Source organism: Streptomyces venezuelae, from assembly GCF_008642295.1.
GTDB lineage: Bacteria > Actinomycetota > Actinomycetes > Streptomycetales > Streptomycetaceae > Streptomyces > Streptomyces venezuelae_C.
This window is the reverse complement of sequence record NZ_CP029190.1, coordinates 578517-598799: the sequence shown is the minus strand read 5'-3', so window position 1 is coordinate 598799 and position 20283 is coordinate 578517. Positions and strand designations below refer to the sequence as shown.

Here is a 20283-nt window from a genome sequence, read left to right as displayed (position 1 = left end):
CGTCCTCGCAGGCCCGCGAGGCTCTCGCTGAGATGGAATTTGCCCATCTTGGCGACAACACTTCTCATCACCGGTCTGCCGGCCCTTCCGGCCGCTGCCGCACCGGGTAACAGCTCCCTTCCGGGGCTTCAGAAACTGGCCAAGGTCCCAGGTGAACGCGCAAAAGGAAACGGTGATTCCGGTTCCGCTCGGCCCGTTGTCACCTGGAAGGGGAATCCGGCCGCTGCCTGGCCGAACGCAGGCTCCGCGAACGTGGAGCTGCCCGGCGCCGCCACACCGGCAGCGCCCGCCAAGGGACCCAAGAGCAGCGCGCTCACGGCCCCAGCAGCCGGCCCGGCCGCCGGTGCCAAGGCCAAGGCCGGCTCACTGCCCGTCAACCTGAGCCGGGGGACCGGAGCGGACTTGAGCCGCGCCGCCGGCCCGGCCCGCGCACCGATGGCCGCCGCCGCGCCGGCCGCCGACGCACCGCTCACGGCGAAGGTCGAGCTCAAGGACCGGAAGGCCGCCAAGAAGGCGGGAGTGGGCAACGGCCTGCTGCTCAGCGTCCAGCGCACCGACCGCGCCGCGGGCACCGCGCCCGTGACCGTCGAACTCGACTACAAGGCATTCCGCAACGCCTACGGCGGCAGCTGGGGATCGCGCCTGCGCTTCACCGCGCTGCCGGCCTGCTCGCTCACCACCCCGGAGAAGCCGGAATGCCGGCAGAGCACCCCCGTCGTCACCACGAACGACGCGGCCACCGGCACCCTGAAGGCCACGGTGCCGGCCGCTCCGGCCGCCGCCCCGACCGCCGCCGCGGCGTTCGCCGCACCCCAGCCGGTCGTCCTGGCCGCCGAGGCCGGCCAGCAGGGCCCGAGCGGAGACTTCAAGGCGACCAGCCTCCAGGCCACCGGAAGCTGGACGGGCGGAGGCTCCTCCGGCGACTTCAACTGGTCCTACCCCATGGAGGTCCCGGCCTCCCTCGGCGGACCGTCGCCCGCGCTCGGCCTGACGTACTCCTCGGCGAGCGTCGACGGCCGCACCTCGGCCAGCGCACAGCAGCCCTCCTGGGTCGGTGACGGCTGGGACCTGGGCGCCTCCTCGAACTTCGTCGAGCGCGCGTTCGTCCCCTGCGCATCGGACCGCAAGGAGGGCTCGGGCCACAACAACCCGAAGAACCCCACCGGCGACCTCTGCGAGGGCCCGCCGATGCTGACCATGTCGCTCAACGGCTCGTCCACCCAGCTGGTCCTGGACGGCGGTGACAAGAAGAAGAACAAGTGGCGCCCCGCCTCGGACGACGGCAGCAAGGTCGACTTCTACAGCGTTCCCGTCGACGCCGCCAAGCCCGACGGCGAGAAGAAGGACTACTGGCGGATCACCACCCCCCAGGGCATCAAGTACTACTTCGGCATCAACCGCCTCGGCGGCTGGGCCGAGGGCAAGGAGGAGACGAACTCCGTCTGGCGGGTGCCGGTCTACGGCAACCACCCCGGTGAGACCTGTCACCAGGCCGCGTACGCCGACTCCGTCTGCGACCAGACCTGGCGCTGGAACCTCGATGCGGTCGTCGACGCCCGCGGCAACGCGATGACGTACTGGTACGAGAAGGAGACCAACCACTACGGCTCCAACGTCACCGAGCTGGGCAAGTCCACCGCCCGCAAGTACGACCGCGGCGGCTGGCTCCAGCGGATCGACTACGGTCAGCGCGCCGGCGAGTACTTCACCCCCGGCGCCGCCCGCATCACCTTCGACGTGGCGGAGCGCTGCCTCAAGGACCAGACCTTCGACTGCGCCGAGAGCAAGCTCACCGCCGAGGCCTCGGAAGCCGTCACCAAGAAGTGGCCCGACGTTCCGGCCGACCAGCTGTGCGAAGCGGGCAAGGAGTGCAAGAACCGCTTCTCGCCCACCTTCTTCACCCGCAAGCGCCTCACCGCGGTCAACACCCACGTCCTGGTCGCAGGCGCGTTCAAGGCGGTCGACACCTGGACGCTGAGCCAGGACTTCAAGCCGACCGGTGACGGAGCCGTCGAGGGCGACTACCCGCTCTGGCTCAACCAGATCCAGCGCACCGGCAAGAACGGCGCGACCGACCCGCTGCCTCCCGTGACCTTCACCGGCGAGCAGCTGCCCAACCGCGTCGACAACGACACCGACGGCAGCCCGCCGTTCCTGCGCTGGCGCGTCGCGGTCATCACGGCCGAGAGCGGGGCCAAGACCTCGGTCACCTACGCCGCGCCCGAGTGCTCGTCGAAGGAGCCCAAGAAGCTCCCGGCCAAGCCCGAAGCCAACACCCTGCGCTGCTATCCGGTCATCAAAGAGATACCGGACCCGACAGACCCGACCGGCCTGAAGAAGCTTTACTCGACGGACTGGTTCCACAAGCACCGCGTGGACTCCATCCGCGAGGGCGACAACACCAAGGGCACCTCACCGGCGAAGCGCACGGTCTACGACTACGTCGGCACTCCCGCCTGGGGCTACGACGACGAGACCGAGAACGTCAGCGACCGCGTCCGCACCTGGTCCAAGTACCGCGGCTACGAACGGGTGCGGACCCTCGTGGGCACCGCCCCCGAGAAGCGCTCGCTCGTGGAGACGCTGTACTTCCGGGGCCGGCACGGTGACAAGGACCCGGCCTCGCCCGACGGGAAGCGCTCGGTCGACGTGATCGACTCCGAGGGCGGCAAGATCCCCGACGCCGAGCAGTTCGCCGGCCTGGTCCGCGAGACCCTCTACTACGACGGCGAGACCGGGGCGCTCAACTCCACCACGCTCACCACACCCATGGTCAAGGGCCCGACGGCGACCCGCACTCGCGAGGGCGCGGCACCGCTGGAGGCCCGGGTCCGGGGAACGGCGAGCGTCTCCTCGCGCACGATGCTCTCGGACAACCGGGGCCAGCGGCGTACCGCGGTCGAGCACGAATACGACGACATGGGCCTGGTCACCCGGACCACGGACCGCGGTGACACCCAGAAGACCGGCGACGAGTCGTGCACCCTGTACGAGTACCACGTCGACACCGCAAAGCACCTCTACGTGCAGAAGCGGGTGGAGACGCTCACCAAGGCCTGTGACGCGACGGACATCAGCCGCCCCGCCGACGTGGCGGGTGACACGCTCGTCTCGTTCGACGCCAACGGCAACGTCACCAAGGCCGAGTCGCTCTCCGGGTACGCGGACGGCAAGCCCGCGTACCAGCTGACCGGCACGATGGCCTTCGACGCCTACGGGCGCCCGACCTCGGCCACCGACATCTACGGCAAGACCGTCAAGACGGCGTACACGCCGGCCACCGGCGGCATCCCGACCAAGATCACCACGACCAATCCGCTCGGCCACACCAGCAGCATCGAAATGGAGCCGGGCCGCAGCCTGCCGCTCGCCCAGGTGGATGCCAACGGCCGGCGCCAGGTCATGGCGTACGACGGTCTGGGCCGGATGACCAAGGCGTGGTCACCCGACCGAGACCCGGCCACCACCATCCCGGACGCGCAGTTCGAGTACACGGTCGCCCCCGACGCCCCGGTCGTCATCACGACCAAGCGGCTGCTGGAGAGCGGCAAGTACCGGGTCACGTACGACATCTACGACGCCATGATGCGCCTGCGCCAGAACCAGGAGCAGGCCCTCGACGGCGCCAGGGTCATCACCGACACCTTCTACGACAGCCGCGGCCAGATCTGGAAGGAGAACGGGGCCTACCACGCGGCCGGGGCACCCGAGCCGCATCTGTTCCAGGCCGATGACAACGGCGTCCCGTCGTCGACCGTCACCGAGTACGACGGTCTCGGCCGGCCGGTGGCCACCATCGCGCGCGCGAAGGCCACCGAGACCTGGCGCACCACGCGCAGCTACGGCGGCGATTACGTGGCCGTGGACCCGCCGGCGGGCCAGACACCGACCCTCGCCGTCACCGACGCCCAGGGCCGCAAGACCGAGCTGCGCCAGTACAAGGGTGCCTCGCCCAGCGGCGCGTACGACAAGATCCGGTACCAGTACGAGCGCCGCGGCATGCTGGAGTCCGTCACGGACCAGATCGGCAACGTGTGGTCGTACAAGTACGACATCCGTGGTCGCGTGTACGAGTCGACGGACCCGGACAAGGGCACTGTCACCACGGCCTACGACGACGGCAACCGCGTCCTGTCCGTCACGGACGGCCGGAAGCCGGCGAAGACCATCGCCTTCGCCTACGACGACCTCGGCCGCATCAAGGCCACCCACGAGACGTCGCTGACCGGCCCGAAGCTGACCGAGCGGACATACGACTCGCTGCCGGGAGCCCTCGGCATGCCCGTCGCCTCGACGCGATTCGAAAACGGCAACGCCTACACCCAGGAGGTCACGGGTTACGACAAGGAGTACCGCCCGCTCGGCTCGAAGGTCACCATTCCGGCCTCCGAGGGCAAGCTCGCAGGCTCCTACCTCTACTCGAACACGTACACGGAGACGGTCGGCCTGCCGGCCACGTCGTCCCACCCGGCTGTGGCGGGGCTCCCCTCGGAGCGGGTGACGACGGGCTATCACGGGCTCGACGGCATCACCACGATGAGCATCTCCGGCAAGCAGTTCGTGACGGACACCGACTACACGCCGCTGGGCGACCTCCTGCGCACGAAGGTGGGGGTGCTGGGCAAGCAGCTCATCTCCACCTACTCCTTCGACGAGCAGACCCGCCGCAACAAGTCGGTGATCCACGACCAGCAGAGCGGCACCGGCTTCAACCGGATCGGCGAAATCTCCACGCAGTACGACGCCTCCGGCAACATCCTGCGGGTGACGGACGCGCAGGGCGCCGATCCGACGCCCGTGACCACCGACACGCAGTGCTACCAGTACGACCACCTCCAGCGGATGTCGGACGCCTGGACGGCCACGGACAACTGCGCGGCCAAGCCGGGTGCGACGACCAAGCCGAAGGTTGGCGGCCCCGACCCGTACTGGCACGCGTACACGTTCGATGCGGCCGGCAACCGGCTCAGCGAGACCAAGCACGACCCGGCGGGCGATGACGCCAAGAAGGTCGAGCGCAAGTACAGCTACGCCGTCGGCCTGCCCACGGCCAACCGCCTGGAGAAGGTCGACACCACCGGGCCGGAGGGCGCTCGTACCGAGAGCTACGGGTACGACGACGTCGGCAACACCAACAAGCGGGTCATCCAGGGCAGCACCCAGACGCTGCTGTGGGACACCGAGGGCCACCTCGACAAGGTGACCGAGGGCACCAAGGTCACCGAGTTCCTCTACGACGCGGGCGGCAACAGGCTCATCCGCCGCGACCCGACGGGTACCACCCTGTACCTGCCGGGCACCGAAGTCCGGGCGGACAAGGCCGGCAACATCGTCAAGGGAACGCGGTACTACACGCACCCGGCCGGCCCGGTCATGGTCAAGACCGTCGAGGGCGGCAAGACCACGACCTCGTACCTGCTGAGCGACCGCAACGGCACGGCGACCACCTCGGTCGACGGCACCACACAGGCGGTCACCCGGCGCAAGTTCACCCCGTTCGGCGAGGAGCGCGGCGCCAAGCCGTCGATGTGGCCGAACGAGCAGGGCTACATCGGAGGCACCAAGGACGACTCCACAGGCCTCACACACATCGGCGCACGCGAATACGACCCGGCGATCGGCCGGTTCATCTCGGTCGACCCGGAGATGAACATCGCGGTCTCCGAGACGATGAACCCGTACGCCTACGGGCTCAACAGCCCGGTCACCTTCAGCGACCCGACCGGCCGGGCAGTCTGCTCGGAGCAGTACCTGGGCGGCCCCTGCGTACCGATCAAGCTGCCCAGTGCCGGCGGCAACAACGGCGGTGACACGGGGGACAGCGGAGGCGGCGGCGACACCGGCTCCTCCGGCGGCAGCGGCTCCACCACCCCGGCACCCACGAAGCCCAAGCCGTCCGTCAGCGCCGCCGACGTCGAGAAGGCCAAGCGCATCGCGGCGCAGAAGCGCATGGACGTCATCCTCCAGATCGCCAAGGAGGTCGCCAAGGAGGTCAGCGGCTGGAACGACATCAAGGACTGCCTGGCGGGCAGCAAGATGGCCTGCGGCATGATCGCCGTGGACGCTGCGCTGTCCTGGGGCGGCAAGGCCGTGAAACTGGGCAAGGCCCTGGTCAAGGCCTGGAAGATGTACGACAAGTGGCAGGGCGCCGTCGCCTGGGCCACGAAGACCATGAAGCGGGCCGACGACGACGCCGCGGCCATGGCCAGGTACACGGAGGAACTGGCCGACCACCAGAAACAGGCACAGGCGGCCAAGGACGCGGCAGCCAAGGCGGACGAAGCCGCGACAACGGCGGCACAGAAGGCCGACAGCGGCGGCAGCGGCCCCAGCGGGGGCGGCGAGACCAGCTCGGGTGCCACCTGCCGGGTCAACAGCTTCACGCCGGACACCAAGGTGGTGATGGCGGATGGCTCGGCCAAGGCCATCAAGGACCTGAAGCCCGGCGACAAGGTCAAGGCCACCGACCCCGAGTCGGGGAAGACGGAGAACAAGGAAGTCGCGGCGACGATCATCGGCAAGGGTTCGAAGAACCTGGTCGAGGTCACGATCGACGCGGACGGCGCCCAGGGCACCGCCAAGCCTGCCACGATCACGGCCACGGACGGCCACCCGTTCTGGGCCCCGGAGCTCCGCCGCTGGATCAAGGCGACGGACCTCAACCCCGGCACCTGGCTCGAAACGGGCGCAGGCACCCGCACCCAGGTCACGGCCGTCAAGCGCTGGACCGCCCAGGCCACGGTCCACAACCTCACGGTCGCGGACATCCACACGTACTACGTGATCGCCGAGTCCACACCGGTTCTCGTCCACAACTGTGGCGAAAGCAAGCTCAAGGAAGGCGAGCAGTACATTTACCGGGTGGTCAAGGGCCGTGAACTGGACCGGATCAAGAAGACCCGGAGCTACGAGCACTTCCCGGAGGTCGGGGCCGAGTCGAAGTACTTCTCGACGACCCCGGAAAGTGCCGCCCAGTATGCCAAGGCCGCCTTTGGAGAGAAGCCCGAAGGTGTGTACACGCTGACACGGGCGGTCATCCGATCGGATCAGATTCCGGACCACGCCTGGATCGAGAACCTGTCCGATGGTGGTAAGGGAATGACGGATACGTTCGTGCTGTGGGGAGATGAATTGAATGCAGCGGGACGTGTCCGGATCATGCCTTCGATGCCGGTCCCGTGGTGAGTGATGAAGATCTGCGCAACCACGCAGAACCGTAGGACGGCCGAGCTGTGGGCGGAGCTGCTCCGCCCGCGGTCCACGTTGGCCGTGATGGAGTCTCGTGCCGTGGACGTGGCGGCGGACGTCGTCGTCATGGCGGGCGCCTGGGCGTTCGAGCGGTATGGCGGGCGTCCGACCCACGATCACGCTCAGATCGTTCCGAACGAGAGGGGTGACGGGTTTCCCTTGTGGGTGGCCATTCCGCCGTACCGGCCCTTTGTGCGGTCGGGCGGCGAGATCAAGGTCCGTGAGGATTTTGCGTCGGTGAGCCCCGCGTATTTCGCGATCTTCAACAGCATCCGGGCGATCAGGCGAGAATTCGGTGACGAGGTGGAGGTCGTCCTCGACCTGCCACTTCTCGGCATGGATGATCCGGATGACGAAGTGACGCCGATTTCCGTCGCAGACGCGATCGAAGAGGCTCTGAGAGAGTAGGGATTCGCATCCCTTGTGAAGGCCGCACCCGATTCATTCGGGTGCGGCCTTCGCTGCGTCGTGCTCCCGCCGGAGTGCGCGGCAGCCGGCCCCGGCCCCGGGGCTGGCCGGAAGCCATCGGTGGCCTGGTCAAACTTCCTGCGGGGCAAGATCACTGCATCGAGGTAATACGAACGGCTTGGCGCGGTCCGGCGCGGCGCAGCGGGGTTAGTGTTCCCCGGGATCTGGATGGATTCCCGGATGTTCACCCCTTATTTCCTCTTTCACCGGTGACGTGCGCGTATGCCCGAACACCGGCCCTTACGAAGGAGACCTCGTCCGATGACCGTTGACACCAGCCCGGAATCGCAGCTGGAGCCGCCGCAGCAGTCCAGCCTCAGTACGGCTGCTGCCCGCAACCTTGCCACCACGACCAAGTCCGCCCCGCAGATGCAGGAGATCACCTCCCGCTGGCTGCTGCGGATGCTTCCCTGGGTGGAGACCAAGGGCGGTACCTACCGGGTGAACCGGCGACTGAGCTACACCGTCGGCGACGGGCGGATCGAGTTCGTCCAGGACGGTGGCAACGTCCGGGTGATCCCTCGCGAGCTCGGCGAACTCGCCCTCCTGCGTGGCTTCGAGGACGATGAGGTACTGACCGCGATCGCCAACCGGTGCGTCCAGCGCGAATTCCGCGCCGGCGAGGTGCTGGTCGAGCGCGGTACCCCCGCCGAGCAGATCCACCTGATCGCCCACGGCCGGATCAACCAGACCTCCATCGGAAAGTACGGCGACGCGGTCGCCGTCGCCGTGCTCGCCGACGGCGACCGGTTCGGTGAGAACGCCCTGCTCGACGCCGACGCCCGGTGGGACTACACCGCCACCGCCGAGACCGCCGGCACCCTCCTCACCCTGACCCGCGCCGACTTCGCCGCGGTGGTGTCCGCCGCGCCCGGACTGCAGCACCACATCCGGCAGTTCAGCTCGCTTCCCCTGCAACGGCAGAACCGGCACGGCGAAGCCGAGATCGCGATGTCGGCCGGCCACACCGGCGAACCCGAGCTGCCCGGCACCTTCGTGGACTACGAACTCAAGCCCCGGGAGTACGAGCTCTCCGTGGCACAGACCGTTCTGCGGGTCCACACCAGGGTCGCCGACCTCTACAACGAGCCGATGAACCAGACCGAGGAACAGCTCCGGCTGACCATCGAGGCGCTCCGCGAGCGCCAGGAGCACGAGCTGATCAACAACCCGGAGTTCGGTCTGCTCCACAACGCCGCCTTCAAGCAGCGGATCCAGACCCACTCCGGCCCGCCCACCCCGGACGACCTCGACGAGCTGCTGTGCCGCCGCCGCGGCACCAAGTTCTTCTTCGCCCACCCGAAGACGATCGCGGCCATCGGGCGCGAGCTCAACGCCCGGGGGCTCTACCCGGACCACGTCGACCTCGGCGGCCAGCAGGTCCCGGCCTGGCGGGGCGTACCGATCCTGCCCTGCAACAAGATCCCCATCAGCAAGGAGAACACCAGCTCGATCCTCGCCATGCGTACCGGCGAGGACAACCAGGGTGTCATCGGCCTGCGTCAGACCGGTCTGCCCGAGGAGTACGAGCCGGGCCTGTCGGTGCGATTCATGGGCATCAACGAGCAGGCGATCATCTCCTACCTGGTCACCACCTACTACTCCGCCGCGATCCTGGTGCCCGATGCGCTCGGTGTGCTGGAGAACGTACAGATCGCCCGCAGGCGCGACTAGCGGGCCCTGCCCCTGCCCGGGATCCGGGACAGCCCACCCACCTCACCAAGGAGTTACGGATGCCCGATCCCGGGCTTTCCCCTCTGCAGTCGAGCCTGCCCGGCGCTGCGGCCCATTTCGGGGCCTATGTGCTTGCCAATGCCGCTGCCCAGGCCGCCGAACTCGAAGCCGCCGAGCTCGAGGTCGCCGGGGTTGCAGCCTCCGAGCTCGCAGCCTCCGAGACCGCACCGACCGGGGTCGCAGCCGTCGAAACCGCACCGGTCGAGGCCGTATCGGTCGCGGCGGCACCGGTCGAGGTCGCACCGGTCGAGGTTGCGGGTGCTGCCGCAGGCCGGCCGCCGCTGCCTACCGGGCCCGCCCGGCCCTTCGTCCGCGCCACCGCCACAGCCACCGCCCCTGCTGCCGCAGTAGCCGCCGCCACCGCGCCGGACGCCAAGGCCAAGGCTTTCGTGGAAAGGCTCCGGCGCGGCCCCAGCGGCCTGGGGACGAGCGGACTGCACTTCGCCCCGCGCGAGCAGCCGCCCGCTCCGGCCACGGCGGCAGCGGAGGGACGGCCGATTCCCGGCCTCTACCACCACCCCGTTCCCGAGCCCGACCCCGCCCGGGTGGCGGAGGTCAGCCGCCGGATCAAGCGGTGGGCGGTGGACGAGGTCCAGGCGTACCCCCCGGAATGGGAGGACCAGTTCGACGGCTTCTCCGTGGGCCGCTACATGGTCGCCTGCCATCCGGACGCGCCGACCATCGACCACCTGATGATCGCCACACGGCTGATGGTCGCCGAGAACGTGGTCGACGACATCTACTGCGAGGACCACGGCGGCTCGCCCGTCGGCCTCGGCGGAAGGCTTCTGCTGGCGCATACCGCCCTCGACCCGGTCCACACCACCAAGGAGTACGTGCCGGCCTGGGAGGAATCGCTTCTCTCCGATGCCCCGCGGCGCTCCTACCGCTCGGCCATGGAGTACTTCGTCCGGGCGGCCACCCCGTCCCAGGCCGACCGGTTCCGGCACGACATGGCCCGGCTGCACATGGGGTACCTCGCCGAAGCCGCCTGGGCCGAGACCTCGTACGTCCCGGAGGTGAACGAGTACCTGGCGATGCGGCAGTTCAACAACTTCCGCCCCTGCCCCACCATCACCGACACCATCGGCGGCTACGAACTGCCGACGGACCTGCACGCCCAGCCGGCCATGCAGCGGGTGATCGCCCTCGCGGGCAACGCCACCACCGTCATGAACGACCTCTACTCGTACACCAAGGAACTCGAGGCCCGCGGCAAGCACCTGAACCTGCCGGTGGTCATCGCCGAACGGGAAGGGCTTTCCGACAAGGACGCCTACCTGAAGGCGGTCGAGATCCACAACGACCTCATGCACGAGTTCGAGGCGGCCTCCGCCGAACTGGCCGTCTCCTGTCCCGACCCGAGGGTCCTGCGCTTCCTGCGGGGCGTGGCCGTCTGGGTCGACGGCAACCACTACTGGCACATGAGCAACACCTATCGCTACAGCCTGCCCGACTTCTGGTAACCCGAATTCCGGTAATGAGAAATGGACTTATCCGTGACCACTGAGCTCACCCCCACCGCCCGCCCCTCCGCGTTCATCCCCGCCCCGGCGACGCCCTACCAGGGCGACATCGCCCGGTACTGGAACAACGAGGCCCGGCCCGTGAACCTGCGGCTGGGCGATGTCGACGGCCTTTACCACCACCACTACGGCATCGGCGACGTCGACCACGCCGCCCTCGGCGACGCCGAGGACAGCGCATACGAGAAGAAGCTGATCGCCGAACTCCACCGCCTGGAGTCGGCGCAGGCCGAAGTGCTCTTGGACCACCTCGGCCCCATCGGGCGCGAGGACACGCTCGTGGACGCAGGCTGTGGCCGTGGCGGCTCGATGGTCATGGCCCACCAGCGCTTCGGATGCAAGGTCGAGGGCGTCACCCTGTCGGCGAAGCAGGCAGACTTCGCCAACCAGCGCGCCCGCGAACTCGGGATCGAGGACCACGTCCACGCCCGCGTGTGCAATATGCTCGGCACGCCCTTCGAGACCGGGCAGGCCGCGGCCTCGTGGAACAACGAGTCGAGCATGTACGTCGATCTGCACGACCTCTTCGCCGAGCACTCCCGCATCCTCGCCGTCGGCGGTCGCTACGTGACCATCACGGGCTGCTGGAACCCCCGGTACGGACAGCCCTCGAAGTGGGTCTCCCAGATCAACGCCCACTTCGAGTGCAACATCCACTCCCGCCGCGAGTACCTGCGCGCCATGGCCGACAACCGCCTCGTCCCGCAGGCCGTCATCGACCTCACCCCCGCAACCCTGCCCTACTGGGAGCTGCGGGCCACGTCCTCCCTGGTCACCGGTATCGAAGAGGCGTTCATCAACTCCTACAAGGACGGCTCCTTCCAGTACGTCCTGATCGCGGCCGACCGCATCTGACCCACCGCACCTCCCAGGCCGGGTCCGTCATCCGACGGGCCCGGTCGTCGGCGTCACCAGCCCCAGCTCATACGCCTTGATCACCAGCTGCACCCGGTCCCGGGCGTCCAGCTTGGTCAGCAGCCTGCCCACATGGGCCTTCGCCGTGGCCATGGTGATGTACAACTGCGCGGCGATCTCCGTGTTGGACAATCCTTGGCCGACCAGGGTGAGCACCTCCCGCTCGCGGGTGGTGATCCCCGCCAGTGCTCGCCGGGGTGGTGGGCCGGCGGCGGGGCGGGCCGCGAACTCCGCGATCAGGCGCCGGGTCACACGCGGTGCGAGCAGGGCCTCGCCCGCGGCGACGACCTCGATCGCGCCGAGGATCTGGTCCATGTCCATGTCCTTGACGAGGAAACCGCTCGCCCCGGCGCGGAGCGCGCCGTAGACGTACTCGTCGTCGTCGAACGTGGTGAGGATGAGGACCTTCGGCTGCGGTGTGCCGGGTCCGGAGCCGGGTCCGGGTCCGGAGGCGGCGGTGATCCGCCGGGTGGCCTCGATGCCGTCCATGCCGGGCATCCGGATGTCCATCATCACCACATCCGGGGCCAGCCCGGCAGTGAGCCGCACCGCCTCTTCGCCGTTCGCCGCCTCGCCCACCACCTCCAGCCCGGGCCGGTCGGCGATCAGCACCCGCAGCCCGTGCCGGACCAGCGGCTGGTCATCGGTGAGCAGCACCCGGATCATCCGACCACCGCCGTCGTCGTGGCCGTGGTGGCCGTGGTGGCCGTGGTGGTCGCCGCGGGCACGGGGAGCCGCGCAGCCACGCGGAACCCGCCCTCGGGCCGCGGCCCCGCGGTGAACTCCCCGTCCAGCAGCGCCGCACGCTCCCGCATGCCCGTCAGTCCGTACCCGGCCGCTCCGGGCAGACCGGACCGGGCGGATCGGGCGTGCTGGGCGGACGGGCCGTTGCCCTCGTCGGTGATCTCGATGGACAGGCCGTCCTCCGCGCACTCGACGGTCACCCGGCAGGTGTGGGCGCCCGAGTGGCGGACCACATTGGTCAGCGCCTCCTGGATGATCCGGTACGCCGACAGTTCTGTCTCCGTCGGCAGCCGCCGCCGCTCACCCCGCCACTCGAGCTCCGCCCGCACCCCCGCGTCCCGGGTCCGCGCCACCAGCCCGTCCAGATCTGCGAGCACCGGCACGGGGCCGAGCGGTGCGTCCTCCCCGCGGTCCGTCTGGCGCAGCGCGCCGAGCATCCGGCGCAGGCCGGCCAGGGTGTCCCGGCTGGTGTCCTCGATGGCGGCGAGGGAGTTGCGGGCCTCCGACGGCTGGGTGTCGATGACGCGCCTGGCCACGCCGGCCTGGATGGCGATGACACCGATGCTGTGCGCCACCATGTCGTGCAGCTCCCGGGCGATTCGCAGCCGCTCCGCGGTGACGGCCTGCTCCGCGGCCCGGGCCTGGAGCGCGGCCGTGTGCTCGCGGCGTTCGCGCACGGAGTGGCCGACCGTCCAGGCGGTGACCATCATCAGGGCCAGGAAGGCCGAGGCGGCGAGGAAGGACGAGGAGCCCTCGCGGTAGTAGGAGGCGCCTGCGATCTGTACGCCGAGTGCCACCAGGGCGGCGGCGACGGTCGCCGTCCGCCGCTGTGGTGGCCGGGTGGCGGCGATCCATCCGATGGTCAGATCGGTGAGCACGGCCTGGAGAGATGCGATCTGCCAGGCCTGCGTCTCCGCGGACGGCGGAATGCCGCCCGGTATGGCCGGCCTGGGCGGCCCCGCCGCCATCATGGAGTTGACGACGACGGTTGCCGCGAAGGAGGCGGCGACCAGCAGTACCAGGGCGGGCAGCGGCTGACGCCGCATCAGGGGCAGCAACAGGACGGCGAGCGGGAAGGCCAGGAGCAGGCGCATGCCGGTCAGTTCGCTGCCCGTGTTCAGCACGACGACGTACAGCAGGACGACGTAGGCGATGCCCGAGCACCCGGCCAGGGTCAGGTCGAGGAACGACCGCTGAGTCTCCTGCGGGGCTTTCATGGGCCGATCATAGGCAGCCCGACCGCTCCCCGGCATTGGCCCACGGGCGTACTCCCGTGGGCCAACCCGGAGCTCCGGGGAGGGGGTCCGTGGTCCGATGTGCGAGGGGTGGCCGGTCCGGGAGCGTGGACACCGTGATCGAAGCAACCGAACTCACCAAGCGCTACGGCGAGACCACCGCCGTGGACCGCCTGTCCTTCACCGTCCGCCCGGGCGTGGTCACCGGGTTCCTGGGGCCGAACGGCGCCGGGAAGTCCACCACGCTGCGGATGGTGCTGGGGCTGAACCGGCCCACCGGCGGCACCGTCACCGTCGACGGGCAGCCGTTCGGCGCCCGCCCGCGCGGCCTCCGACACGTCGGAGCCCTGCTCGATGCCCACGACGTACACGGTGGCCGCACTGCCCGCGCCCATCTGACCGCACTGGCCGCCGGTAACGGGCTGCCGCGCCGGCGGGTCGCCGAAGTGCTGGCGGAGGTGGGCCTGTCCGATGCGGCCGGCCGCAGGATCGCCGGGTTCTCCCTGGGCATGAAGCAGCGGCTCGGCATCGCCGCCGCCCTGCTCGGCGATCCACCCGTACTGATCTTCGACGAACCGCTCAACGGCCTCGACCCGGAGGGCGTGCGCTGGCTGCACGGCCTGCTCGGACAACTGGCGGACGAGGGCCGCACCGTCCTCGTCTCCAGCCATCTGATGCGGGAGATGGAGCAGACGGCCGAGGAACTGATCGTCATAGGCCGCGGCAGGCTGATCGCGGCGCAGAGTCTGCGCGAGTTCGCGGCGCGCAGCGCACCGCTGCGGGTGAGCGTCCGTACACCCGACGGGGACGTCCTTCCCGGCCTGCTGACGGACGCGGGCAAGCGCATGGGTGTGGGCGCGGGTACGGACGCGGGTACGGGCGCGCAGGCGGAAGCGGTTGCGGTGCGGGCCGAGCCCGACGGCTCGTACACGGTGACCGGTCTGCCCGCGGACCGCATCGGCGAACTCGCCTTTGCGAACGGAGTGCGGCTGTACGAACTCCGCCCGCACTCGGCCTCCCTGGAGGAGGCCTTCATGGAATTCACCGCAGAGAGCGTCCAATACGCGTCAGGAGCCGACCGATGACCCCTGTACTGGACCGGGTCGGCCGGGCCACCGCCCGGGCCGACCGCCCCCCGGCCGGGGCGCCCGCCCGGTTCCGGCACCTCCTCGTTGCCGAGTGGATCAAGCTCTGGTCGCTGCGCTCCACCTCCTGGGTGCTCGGCGTCGGCGCGCTGGCCGTGATCGGGATCAATGTGAACTCCGCCGCGTCCAACGCGGACCGGCTGGCGGGCCTGCCGGGGCAACTACCGGCGGAGCCGGGCATTCCGGATCTTCCCGAGTTCCGTTTCGACCCGATGCACACCGCCTTCGTCGATCCCGCCTGGCAGCTCCTCTTGATCATCACTGCGGCCGTGGGGGCCATAGCCGTCTTCGGTGAGTACACCAGCGGGCTGATCCGTACGACCTTCGCCGCCGTCCCCGACCGGAGGGCGGTGGTCGCCGCCAAGGTGACCGTGATCTCTGCGGTCATGCTGGCCCTCGGGGCGCTCGTCTCCGGCGCCTCCTTCGGCCTCACCCAAATGCTGCTGCGCGACCACGGCGGCCTGTCACTGGGCGACCCGGGTGCCCTGCGTGCCGTCGCAGCGGCAGCCCTGCTGGCGCCGCTGAGCGCGCTGATCGGCATGGCGGTGGGTGCCACCTTCAGGCATGCCGCGGGCTCCATCGTCGCCGCCATCGCCCTGCTGCTCCTGCTCCCGGCGCTCCTGCAAGGCGACCGCTACCGCTGGGTCAAGGAGATGGGCAACGCCATGCCGCTCAGCGCCTGGCGGCGGCTGGTGACCAACCCGGAGCGCGCCGGCAGCTTCGGCAAGTATCCGCTGACGGTGACCGAGGCGTGGATGGTGTACGGCGCCTGGGCCACCGTGGCGGTGGCCGTCGCGGTCCTCGTGGTGCGGCGCAGGGACGTCTGAACAGTCTCCGATGGTTTTTCTGACTGTTCATCAGGAAGCGTGCGGACTGCGGATTCCCTCGAACGTCCCCTCCGCCGCCCACCTACGAAACCGCGTCCGGAACCGCGGCGGTCCCGGGTGCCCCGGCCTCATGGCCGGGGCACCCACACATCAGGACGTCGGGACGGTGACCGAAGCGGCGGAGTATTCGCCGTACCAGCCGCGGTACGGCGTGTTGAACTTGCCGCTCGCCTGGTTGCGGAAGATGTGCACGGCCATCGTGGGCGCTGCCGGGGGCGTGAACGCGTACTTGTACAGCGAGGCGATGTCGTCGAGCCCGTCACCGTCGAAGTCACCGGTGGTCAGCTGCATGTTCTGGGCGGAGCCCCAGGCGGTGTCGTACCACGAGCCCACGGGCCAATTGAACCCGCCGTTGGCCTGTGAGAGGAAGGTGTGCAGGCCGACCGCCCCGTTCGCGTAGTCGTACAGGGCGGCGATGTCCTCGCCGCCGCTGTTGTCGAAGTTGCCGCTGACGATCGTCATCCGGTCCCCCGAGCCCCAGGTGCCGGCTTCCGCCCTCCAGGAGCCGAAGGAGGCGTTGAAGGTGCCGTCCTCCTTCGTGGTGAAGGTGTGGAGGCCGACATCGCCGTCGGCGTAGGTGTACAGGGCGGCGATGTCGTCGCGCTCATCACCGGTGTTGAACTTGCCGCTCACGATCTTCATCTGGCTCGCCTTGCCCCAGCCGGGCAGGCTGTCGAAGGCACGCTTCGGTCCCGTGAACGTGCCGTCAGGCTGTGCGAGAAAGGTGTAGAACGACCAGTCGTCGCCCGTGCCCGCGCGGGTGTACAGCGCGGCGACGTCGTCCCGGCCGTCGCCGTTGTAGTCGCCGCTGGTGAGACGCATGTTGCTGTACCAGCCCCAGTCTGAGTTGGCCTTCCAGGACTTGACGCCCGGGAAGTAGCGGCCGTCGGGCTTGCCGAGGAACGTCTCGAAGGAGAACGCCTTCTTGCCCTGGGCGTCGAGGCCGTCCTCGTTGAGGGTGACGATGTCGAGCACGCCGTCGCCGTTGAAGTCGCCCTTGACGCTCTTGCGGGAGAGCGCGGCCGGGCTCTGGAAATTGGAGTGTTTGGGGTCGCGGAACGTCTTGAACTCGGTCGTCCCGAACGTGAAGGGCGTGACCTGCTTTTCGCTGTACTCGTACAGGAACGGGATGTCCGTCAGCGCGTTCGCGGTCAGGTCGTTCTCGGCGCGCAGCCACTCCCAGTTGGCCTTGAAGGCGTCGTAGACACCGGCATCGGTGATGCGCAGCGAAGACTCGTCGGCGGCGCCGACGGCCGGGTTGCTGAAGTTGTCGGAGCCGGTGTGCACGACACGGTGGGCGCCGTCGGCGTCGTCCCAGGACAGGAGCACGTACTTGGAGTGCAGACCGCCGGACGCCCCGTTGAGCTGGTTCGACATGACCGTCCACAGCTGGACCTCCCGGTCCGGGTGCGCCGCGTTCGGCTCCAGGGCCACCGCCTTCGCCGGGGTGCCGGCCGTCAGGATCCGGAACGTGCACCGCTTGCCGTTGGCGCCGACTTCGTCGACCTTGGCGAGGAGGGCCTTGTCGACCTCGGTGCGACCGCCCCACGAGGCCATCGCGATGTGGACCTCCGGGCCGGTGGAGCAGTCGAGCGCGGCGATGCTCCTGGCGACCGGGTCGTTGATCACCCCGTCGGCCTCCGGATCCCGCGGGTAGCGCCACGCCGCGACCGTGCCCCCGTGGCCGCTGAAGTCCCCGGTCCCGGCGGTGTCGATCTCCGGCCAGAGACTGTCGGCTCCCCCTGCGAGCTCCTTCACCCGCATGGTGTTCCAGGTGTGCTCGTACCCCTGGTAGATCTGCGCGTCGCCGGAGCTGATGACCATGTTGTCCGCGAGCCCGGGAGCGGTGGCACCCAGGTTGTGCGAGGACTGGACCGCGACGTTCGTCCTGCCGTCGCTCAACTCGCTGAACAGCCAGAACTTGTCGTGGTTGATGTCCGCAGTCTGCATGCAGCCCTTGTTGCAGAGGACCACGCGCGGCTTGCCGTCCGGGGCGTTGCCGAGCGCCTGCGCCAGACGGGCGGCCTCCGGGACGATGGTCGTCACCGGGGGGATCGGCTCCCCCGAGGAGCCGTCGCACTTGGCCCTGAACACGCCCCAGGGGCAGCGCTCGCTGAGGACCCGCACATCGACTTTCCTGTCATTGGCGGCGGTGATGAGCGCGTTGACGACGTCCTTGTCCTCCATCGCGTACAGGGACACCCGGATGCTGGACGTCGACGTGGCCTTGCCGATCAGGTCCAGGAGCCGCGTTTCGATGGCCCGGTCGTGGCCGGCCGTGCCTCGCGGAGTCGGCTTGTTGAACACCACTTCCAGCGATGGTGTGGTCTCGACGGCGGCGGCCGACGGAGCCGACACCACCATGACCGCAGTGGTCACGGCGCTCAGCGCCAGCGCCGCCAGCTTCTTGAATCTCAAAGGTCCCCCCAAAGCCCGGTAACGTGTGCGAACCGCCGGATCGCGGCGGAGTAGACCATGCTGCCGGATGCCTACGACATCGCCACGACCAGGTGGGCGCGGTCGCGGCCCCGGCCAACCAGGCGGGCGTTCGCGTCCGACTCGCCGACCCAGCGCTCCGCCCCGGCCCGGCAGGCCGTCCCGGTCCGGAACTTCCACACGATCCCGTTCAGGACATCACGACACCATGATCCACCAGCGGTGATCATTTGAAGGTGCCGCCCAGGCCGGGGTCGAGAACGGCCTCCACGTCGACCACGACATCGACCATGGCACCGACGACAAGTCCGCCGCGGTCCACCACGTCGTTCCAACTCACCTCGAAGTCATGGCGATTGATGCGGGTGGTGGCAGTGAACCCGGCGCGTCGTCTGGGCCCGAGATCTCGACCCTCCTCCCACCAGGGGGTGTCCCACTGCCCCAGGTAGATGACGTCGAAGGTCACGGGGCGCGTCACGCCGCGTACCGTGAGATCTCCGGTGACCTCGAACTCGGTCCCGCTCATCTGCTCGATGCGCGACCCGATGAACGTCCACGTCGGATGATGTTCGACGTCGAAGAAGTCCGCACTGCGGAGGTGGGCGTCGCGCTGGGGCTCACCGGTGTACACCCGGGTCGCATCGACCGTCGCCTCGACGCGGGCCTGCTCGGGATGGTCGGGGTCGACCTCCAGCAAGCCGTGCACGTTCTTGAGTTGCCCGCGCACATAGGTGACCATCATGTGCCTGGCGCGGAACTCCGCCGCGGTGTGACCGGGCTCGAAGAACCATCGGGTCGTGACCATGTACGCCGTCCGTGCTCGTGCTCGTGGCCGTCGTGGCGCGTCACCGGTTTTCGTTCACGCCGTCGATGATGAGGGAGACGCCGATGCCCAGCATCCAGACGTCCTTGGCGAGCGTGATTCCCTGCTCGGTCGGGCGCAGGCTGCCGGCCTGTCGCATCCCTGGCGAACGCAGGTAAAGCCCGAGGGTGCCGGCGGAGAACGCGGTCAGCGCAACTCCGGCAACAGCGGCCGGGACGAACGGCAGGAGCAGCGCCGCGGCAACGGCGATCTCTCCCGCGGAGAGCACGCGGACGAACTTCTGGGCGTCGTACTCGCCCAGGAACGGGTAGGCGCTGGCGGCGAACTGCTGCAGGCCTTCTGCCGTGGCCTCGTCCGCACCGCGTTTCGCAAGCCCGGAATTCAGGAAGAACGCGCCGACCGGGAGCCTGAGCGGAAGTTGCCGGGCTCCGGAACACCATGCCGAACCGGATGACATGTCGATCCTCCCATTTCCTCCCGGCGCCCCGGCCCGGGTCAGTGCAGGTGCTGCTGCCAATCCGCCGGCACCTTGCCCAGCGGCCCCGGGGTCGGCTGCGTGGTCGGGTGTGAGGTGGGCGGTGTCAGGGGCGGACCCTCGTAGTACTCCTCGGTCTCGATGCTCCAGAACCAGGACTCGCCCGGCTCGAAGCTCGTGAGGAAGGGGTGTCCGGCTTCCCGGGCATGCTTCGTGCCGTGCTGCGAGGGCGAGGAGTCGCAGCACCCGATGTGCCCGCACTCCGCACAACGCCGCAGGTGGAGCCACCATCCCGGTCCGTCGCCCGCCAGGCACTCGACGCACCCGCTCCCACTCGGCCGCGCCGTGGGATCAATTCCCGGGATCTGCTCGCTGGCCATGGACTGAGCCTCTCTGGCGATGCCTGGGCGTTTCGGCTCCGGCTACCAGCGTAATCGGTGGCACCCGGGCCTGCATGGCCAGGCCCGGGTGCCGTGTTGTCCCGTCAACAGGACGGATCGCCGGATTGACCGCTTTCGCCAAGGAGACGTGCATTGGGACGTTCAAGGCTGGCTCATGCGGCGGTCAGGAATTACGCTTCATCTGCCAATCCGGGGAAATTCATGTCGGCGTCCGAGTCGGCGTTCGTGTCGGCGTCCGTCTTGACG

General features: G+C 69.1%; 14 protein-coding genes. 7 read left to right on the top strand and 7 right to left on the bottom strand.

Annotated elements, in window-relative coordinates; all coding sequences use genetic code 11:
- Nucleotides 1-252 precede the first annotated feature (252 nt).
- From DEJ50_RS02710 to DEJ50_RS02690, 5 genes are all read left to right on the top strand, one after another.
- Nucleotides 253-7185: a polymorphic toxin-type HINT domain-containing protein gene (locus DEJ50_RS02710; protein ID WP_150205796.1), complete on the top strand. Its 6933-nt coding sequence runs from the start codon at nt 253-255 to the stop codon at nt 7183-7185.
- 102 nt (nt 7186-7287) lie between these two features.
- Nucleotides 7288-7656, top strand: coding sequence for a hypothetical protein (locus DEJ50_RS02705; RefSeq protein WP_150205795.1), 369 nt, complete (start codon nt 7288-7290; stop codon nt 7654-7656).
- A gap of 321 nt (nt 7657-7977) precedes the next feature.
- Nucleotides 7978-9390, top strand: a complete 1413-nt coding sequence (locus DEJ50_RS02700) for a family 2B encapsulin nanocompartment shell protein (RefSeq protein ID WP_150205794.1) — start codon at nt 7978-7980, stop codon at nt 9388-9390.
- Nucleotides 9391-9449: 59 nt separating this feature from the next.
- Nucleotides 9450-10916, top strand: coding sequence for a family 2 encapsulin nanocompartment cargo protein terpene cyclase (locus DEJ50_RS02695; protein WP_150205793.1), 1467 nt, complete (start codon nt 9450-9452; stop codon nt 10914-10916).
- Nucleotides 10917-10937: 21 nt separating this feature from the next.
- Nucleotides 10938-11831 (top strand): geranyl diphosphate 2-C-methyltransferase, encoded by an 894-nt coding sequence (locus DEJ50_RS02690; protein ID WP_150205792.1) that lies wholly within the window; start codon nt 10938-10940, stop codon nt 11829-11831.
- Between the two features lie 27 nt (nt 11832-11858).
- On the opposite strand, the gene DEJ50_RS02685 is transcribed toward DEJ50_RS02690, so the two are convergent.
- Together DEJ50_RS02685 and DEJ50_RS02680 are read right to left on the bottom strand one after the other, a co-directional pair.
- A complete protein-coding gene (locus DEJ50_RS02685) occupies nt 11859-12557 on the bottom strand; it encodes a response regulator (protein WP_150205791.1) in 699 nt (232 codons plus the stop codon).
- Nucleotides 12554-13852, bottom strand: coding sequence for a sensor histidine kinase (locus DEJ50_RS02680; RefSeq protein WP_150205790.1), 1299 nt, complete (start codon nt 13850-13852; stop codon nt 12554-12556). The genes DEJ50_RS02685 and DEJ50_RS02680 overlap by 4 nt, the downstream gene beginning before the upstream one ends.
- A gap of 134 nt (nt 13853-13986) precedes the next feature.
- On the opposite strand from DEJ50_RS02680, the gene DEJ50_RS02675 reads away from it, so the two are divergent.
- The gene (locus tag DEJ50_RS02675) at nt 13987-14955 is read left to right on the top strand and encodes an ABC transporter ATP-binding protein (protein WP_150205789.1); all 969 of its coding nucleotides are present in this window, start codon (nt 13987-13989) and stop codon (nt 14953-14955) included.
- On the top strand, nt 14952-15842 hold the full coding sequence (locus tag DEJ50_RS02670; RefSeq protein WP_223837552.1) for an ABC transporter permease: 891 nt from the start codon (nt 14952-14954) through the stop codon (nt 15840-15842). Before DEJ50_RS02675 ends, DEJ50_RS02670 begins: the two co-directional genes overlap by 4 nt.
- 150 nt (nt 15843-15992) lie before the next feature.
- Here the strand turns inward: DEJ50_RS02670 and DEJ50_RS02665 are convergent, their stop codons facing one another.
- From DEJ50_RS02665 to DEJ50_RS02650, 5 genes are all read right to left on the bottom strand, one after another.
- Nucleotides 15993-18320, bottom strand: a complete 2328-nt coding sequence (locus DEJ50_RS02665) for a phospholipase D-like domain-containing protein (RefSeq protein WP_150205788.1) — start codon at nt 18318-18320, stop codon at nt 15993-15995.
- Nucleotides 18321-18391: 71 nt separating this feature from the next.
- Nucleotides 18392-18520, bottom strand: coding sequence for a hypothetical protein (locus tag DEJ50_RS35130; RefSeq protein ID WP_263399167.1), 129 nt, complete (start codon nt 18518-18520; stop codon nt 18392-18394).
- 44 nt (nt 18521-18564) lie between these two features.
- The gene (locus DEJ50_RS02660; RefSeq protein ID WP_150205787.1) at nt 18565-19143 is read right to left on the bottom strand and encodes a YceI family protein; all 579 of its coding nucleotides are present in this window, start codon (nt 19141-19143) and stop codon (nt 18565-18567) included.
- A 40-nt stretch (nt 19144-19183) separates the two neighbouring features.
- Nucleotides 19184-19618, bottom strand: a complete 435-nt coding sequence (locus tag DEJ50_RS02655; RefSeq protein ID WP_150205786.1) for a hypothetical protein — start codon at nt 19616-19618, stop codon at nt 19184-19186.
- Nucleotides 19619-19656: 38 nt separating this feature from the next.
- Nucleotides 19657-20016, bottom strand: a complete 360-nt coding sequence (locus DEJ50_RS02650; RefSeq protein ID WP_150205785.1) for a UBP-type zinc finger domain-containing protein — start codon at nt 20014-20016, stop codon at nt 19657-19659.
- Nucleotides 20017-20283 lie beyond the last annotated feature (267 nt).